General features: G+C 39.6%; 5 protein-coding genes. 3 read left to right on the forward strand and 2 right to left on the reverse strand.

Annotation, left to right across the window (positions count from 1 at the left end):
• Positions 1 to 138 precede the first annotated feature (138 nt).
• Positions 139 to 2,163, forward strand: coding sequence for a hybrid sensor histidine kinase/response regulator (locus CWB66_RS17240; protein WP_138586330.1), 2,025 nt, complete (start codon positions 139 to 141; stop codon positions 2,161 to 2,163).
• Between the two features lie 32 nt (positions 2,164 to 2,195).
• Complete coding sequence (locus CWB66_RS17245; protein ID WP_077535661.1) at positions 2,196 to 2,435, forward strand: hypothetical protein; 240 nt, start codon at positions 2,196 to 2,198, stop codon at positions 2,433 to 2,435.
• A gap of 109 nt (positions 2,436 to 2,544) precedes the next feature.
• Here the strand turns inward: CWB66_RS17245 and ahpF are convergent, their stop codons facing one another.
• Both ahpF and ahpC read right to left on the reverse strand, forming a co-directional pair.
• The gene (gene ahpF / locus CWB66_RS17250) at positions 2,545 to 4,125 is read right to left on the reverse strand and encodes an alkyl hydroperoxide reductase subunit F (RefSeq protein WP_138586331.1); all 1,581 of its coding nucleotides are present in this window, start codon (positions 4,123 to 4,125) and stop codon (positions 2,545 to 2,547) included.
• 155 nt (positions 4,126 to 4,280) lie between these two features.
• Complete coding sequence (gene ahpC / locus CWB66_RS17255) at positions 4,281 to 4,850, reverse strand: alkyl hydroperoxide reductase subunit C (RefSeq protein ID WP_008134426.1); 570 nt, start codon at positions 4,848 to 4,850, stop codon at positions 4,281 to 4,283.
• 279 nt (positions 4,851 to 5,129) lie between these two features.
• Between ahpC and CWB66_RS17260 the strand changes: the two genes are divergently transcribed.
• Positions 5,130 to 5,549 (forward strand): DUF3429 domain-containing protein, encoded by a 420-nt coding sequence (locus CWB66_RS17260; RefSeq protein WP_138586332.1) that lies wholly within the window; start codon positions 5,130 to 5,132, stop codon positions 5,547 to 5,549.
• The last annotated feature ends 34 nt before the right edge of the window (positions 5,550 to 5,583 follow it).

The raw sequence follows: 5,583 nt of genomic DNA on the forward strand, positions 1-5,583 counted from the left end.
AGGGGCGATTTAATCGCGGCGCGAGGTTTGTAACCTAGTGGGCTAAGTAAAAACCGAGCAACAAAGAGTTAATTGCCCCTAGGTAGAACCCTTCGGGCAGCTGTAAATTAAGTTCTAAAACCAACAGGATGTTTAACATTGAATTTTCTTAGGCAATTTCACGACATAGTGTCTAACCAAAGTCTGAACTTTGACGAAAAAATTAATCAACTTTTAGCATTCGGGCTTAATGTGTTTAACCTTGACGTCGCTATCATTAGTAAAGTTGAGGGTAAATGCTATACCGTGTTACATACTATTACGCCAGATAACTCGCTAGAAATAGGCACTCAATTTGATCTAGAAGGCACCTACTGCGTACACACTCTTGTCGCAGGCTCCGCACTTGCATTTCATAACGTTTCGCAAAGCGTAATAGCTAATCACCCTTGTTATGCTAATTTTCAGCTCGAATCGTATATTGGTGCGCCTATCAAAATAGGTGGCGATATTTTTGGCACTGTAAATTTCTCCTCACTTAACCAATCTCCTATTTTTACAGATGAAGCCTACGATTACATAGAGCTATTTGCACAATGGTTAGGCGCAGAGTTCGCGCGCGCTATAACCAAAGAACAGTTAATAAAAAACAGTAACGATTTGCTAAAATTAGAAAGCGTAGCAAATATAGGCACGTGGGAAGTTGATCTCACTAATAATAAAATTTATTGGAGTCAGCAAACTAAACGAATCCATCAAGTTGATGAAGACTATAGCCCTGAAATGGACTCTGCTATCGATTTTTATAAAGAAGGTACAAGCAGAGATAATATAAACAAGGCCGTAGAAAATGCAGTTCATCATGGTGAAAAGTGGCATTTAGAGCTTGAAATTATAACAGCAAAAAAACAAACAATTTGGGTGTCTACCTTCGGAGAAGCACAATTTAATGGTGACCACTGCGCGCGGTTATTTGGTACATTTCAAGACATCACTGAAGCGGTAACACTAAGAGAAGCGCTTAAAAAGAAAAAAGCCGAAGCGGAGCGCTTGCTAGATGATAGAAGCATGCTTTTTGCAAAAATAAGCCACGAACTCAGAACACCGCTAAATGGTATTACGGGCATGCTCACTACATTGATAGATGAGCGCAATGAACAAAAAAGAGCTGAAAAAATAAAAGTGGCGCTACGTAGCGCCGATATACTTTTGAGTATAATCAACGAAGTTCTCGATTTTTCTAAAATAAATCATGGTGAATTAAAGCTAGAACCCACTAACGTTTTACTAAAAACAACCTTTACTGATCTGGTGTCTTTGTATACGCCTTTATTCAAAAGCAGTAATGTAGAGCTAGAAGTAACAAATGAAATTTCTGATAACTGCTGGGCATATTGCGATAACACACGACTAAGCCAAATTACCTCTAACTTATTAAGTAATGCGTTAAAATTTACTGAACACGGTTGTGTAAAACTGCATACATCAGTCCTTAATAACAATAATAAATTAACGCTAAATATTGAAGTAACTGATACAGGAAGAGGCATGACAAGCCAATTCCTTCAGTCTTTGTTCTCCCCTTTTACTCAAGAAGTTGATGCTAAAAATAGTAAAGGTGGCACAGGGCTTGGCCTCGCAATAGTTAAAGAACTTGTTGAGTACATGGGCGGGAAAATTAAGGTCAGTAGTAAAGTGAATCAAGGAACTACTTTTTCGCTAAATATACCCATAGAACTAGGTAAAGAGCAAAAAGTAGAGCTAAATCCGCTATCAAAAATAAATATTAACGCGTGTGAGCTTGCTGTTTTAGTGGTTGATGACAACGACATAAACAGACTTGTTCTTGATGCCTCACTGAACAAATTCAATATAAAACCAGACTTTGCAGTAGATGGACAAGACGCCATATTTAAATGCGAGCAAAAGCATTACGACCTTATTTTTATGGATTGTATTATGCCTATACTCGATGGCTTTGAGGCAACAAAACAACTGCGATCAGAAAATATCTGTACGTCCGATTCAACCTATATTGTAGCCTTAACAGCTAATACTTCATCGCAAGATAAATTGGCATGTAAGCAAGCGGGTATGGATATGTTTATCTCAAAACCATTTAAAATGCACTCATTAGAAATTGCTATTGCCTCGGCCGCTAAGCGGCTGAAACTAAAACATTAATAAGAAAATATAATTGTATAAGGAATTCAACAATGAAAAATATATTTAGAACCGTATTGTTCGCTATATTAGCTATAGTGCTATTCAAAGGTTTTTCAACTCAGCAATGGCCGCCATTAATTATTGTCATTGTGGGGATCAGTATTTTACTACTCTCAACTTTTGTTACAAAGGCTAAATCTACTAGAGGCTCGTCAAGTTATGTAGGCGGTGGCACGTCTCATACGGATAGCAATTGCGGCGGTGGTGATTCTGGTGGTGGCTGCGATTAAATCGCATGTTAATTTTTAGGCATAAAAAAGCCGCCTTTGGAGAAGGGCGGCTTGGGTGAACAAACAGCTAAGGGTGAACGCTGTTATATCAAGAGAGTTTTCTGGTTAACTAAGCAGCGCTTTGATCTTGTTCGGTTTCATCGCTGTGGCGAATTAAATAATCAAATGCGCCTAAGCTTGCCGTTGCACCACTGCCCATTGCAATAATAATTTGTTTAAACGGAGTATTGGTCGCATCCCCCGCGCCATAAATACCCGGTAACGAAGTTGCGCCTTTAGCATCAATCAGTATTTCACCAAATTTACTTAGCTCAAGGTCGCTGTCTTTTAACCACTCGGTATTTGGTATTAAGCCTATTTGTACAAATATACCGGCAAGCTCAAGCTCTTTGCTCTCCCCCGACACTCTATCTGTGTACATTAAGCCTGTTACTTTTTTACCATCACCAAGCACTTCGGTTGTTTGTGCACTTTTGATAATAGTAATGTTAGCCATGCTTTTAGCTTTACGAACGAGTACTTCATCAGCACGTAATGTGTCTGCAAATTCAAGTACCGTAACGCTTTGCACAATATTGGCTAAATCTATCGCCGCTTCTATGCCTGAGTTACCACCGCCAATAACAGCAACGGATTTGCCTTTAAATAAAGGGCCATCGCAATGTGGACAATATGCCACTCCGTGGCCGCGATATTCTTGCTCACCCGGTACGTTCATTTCGCGCCAGCGTGCGCCGGTGGCAAGTACGAGCGACTTAGCTTTAAGTACTGCGCCATTTTCTAGTGTAATTTCGTAACCATTGCTATAACTAAGTGCCGCTGCCCGCTGATTATGCATTACATCTACATCGTATTCTTTAACGTGCTCTTCAAGCTGGGCAACCAATTTTGGCCCTTCCGTCGCCTTAATCGAAATAAAGTTTTCTATTGCTAATGTATCTGCAACTTGTCCACCAAACCGGTCGGCAACAATGCCTGTATTTAACCCTTTTCGTGCTGAGTAAATCGCAGCCGATGCCCCCGCAGGCCCGCCACCAATGACAAGCACATCAAATTTATCTTTTTTGCTTAGCGACTCAGCTTGGCGCTGTGCCCCTTTGCTATCTACTTTATTAAGTATGTCGGTAAGGCTTAGTGCACCTTGGCTAAATGGTTCGCCATTTAAATATACAGCCGGTACAGCTAAAATATTTCGCTCTTCCACTTCGCCTTGAAATAACGCGCCATCAATCATGGTCGCCTTAATATTGCTGTTTGTCGCTGCCATAGTATTAAGTGCTTGCACTACTTGCGGGCACGTTTGGCAACTTAAACTTATGTATACTTCAAAGTTGAGCTCTTGAGTGAGCGATTGTATTTGCTCAATGTTTTCGCTTTTGGCTTTACTTGCGTGTCCGCCTGTATGTAAAAGTGCTAACACTAAACTGGTGAATTCGTGACCCATAGGTACGCCTGCAAACGTAATATGAGTGTTTTTAATTGGTGAATGTACAACCATTGACGGACGACGTGCGCTCGTATCAGGGTTGTTTGTTACCGTGAATTTATCGCTCAGTGAGGCTAAATCGTTTGCTAAGCTTTCTACCTCTGCTGATTTTTTGCTGTCATCCAAGGCAATAAGCAGCTCAACAGGTTGAGTAAGCGATTCAAAATGGCTTTTTAATTGATTTTTTATGTTGTCATCTAACATGGCTTAACCCTTTTAGAAAAATTTAAACAGCAAGCCTCCCATGCCAAATAATGCATGTGCTTAAACAAGTATATTGATATAGGAGGCATCAACAAACGTATGCTTGTTAATTTAAGGGCAGTTACCTGCCCTTATTTGATTGGAAAATCTGGTACTTAGATTTTACCAACTAGGTCTAGTGAAGGTGCAAGTGTGTCTTCACCTGGCTGCCAAGATGCAGGACAAACTTCACCGTCGTGAGTTGCAATGTATTGTGCAGCTTGTACTTTACGAACAAGTTCTTTAGCGCTACGGCCAATACCTAAATCGTGAGTTTCGATAATTTTAATTTCGCCTTCTGGGTTCATTACAAATGTACCGCGAAGTGCTAAGCCTTCTTCTTCAATCATTACGCCAAAGCTGCGTGTAATACGTCCTGTTGGATCGCCAATCATTGGGTAAGTGATTTTACCAATTGTGTCTGACGTGTCGTGCCATGCTTTATGAGTAAAATGAGTGTCAGTAGATACTGAGTAAACCTCTACGCCCATTTCTTGAAGTTGTGCGTAATGATCTGCCACATCGCCAAGTTCCGTAGGACATACAAATGTAAAGTCTGCTGGGTAAAAGAAGAAAATTGACCATTTACCTAGAACATCTTTTTCAGACAATTCTACAAAGTCACCGTTGTGGTAAGCGGTTGCATTGAATGGTTGTAATTTTGTGTTGATTAATGAAGTGCTCATGGTATTCCTCATTTATATTTAAAGTATTTATAAAGTTACTCAACGCAGCCGTAATATGTGGCCTCTTGCGTTGGCTTGATTAGTACAATAAGGGCAATGAGAAATTAAATAAAATTGATTGTTTAGATTAAACCAATCGATTTTTAAGATTGAACTATATAATCTCTTTTATCGTAAGCATTATTTGGACTGTAGATACTGGAGAATTATTGAGATAGCTAATCGCAATACTGCTACAATACTCACGCTTTTAATCACACAAATACAAGGCATACTATTATGGAAAAATTTATCAACCACATTCAATTAGGTTACTTAGGCTTAATCCCATTTTTAGGCTGCGTAGGTTGGCCTCTTGTGTTTGGTAGTAATAGTATTAATTTAGAATTTTTTACTTTTTACAGCATTGCAATATTAGCATTTATGGCGGGTAACTTATGGCGAGCGGGTGAGCAACGCTACAGCGATGCAGTAAAAGCCGTACTACCTGTTATACCAGTACCGTTTTTAGCCTTTGTACCTGTTGAGTGGGCGCTTGGTTGGTTAGCTGCAAGTTTTTGGCTAGTACTACTTTTTGAAAAAGCCACGCCACAATGGCAAACCTACCATAAAGATTATCAAAAAATGCGTGTAGTACTCACCTCTGTTGTTTTTGCTTGTCATATCCTTATTATCGGTATGAGTATTTATCCTAAGTAACCTGAGCTCTGGATAATAAATCTATCTCAAGCAG

The organism is Pseudoalteromonas sp. S558 (assembly GCF_005886635.1).
In the GTDB taxonomy this organism is placed as follows: Bacteria; Pseudomonadota; Gammaproteobacteria; order Enterobacterales; family Alteromonadaceae; genus Pseudoalteromonas; species Pseudoalteromonas aliena.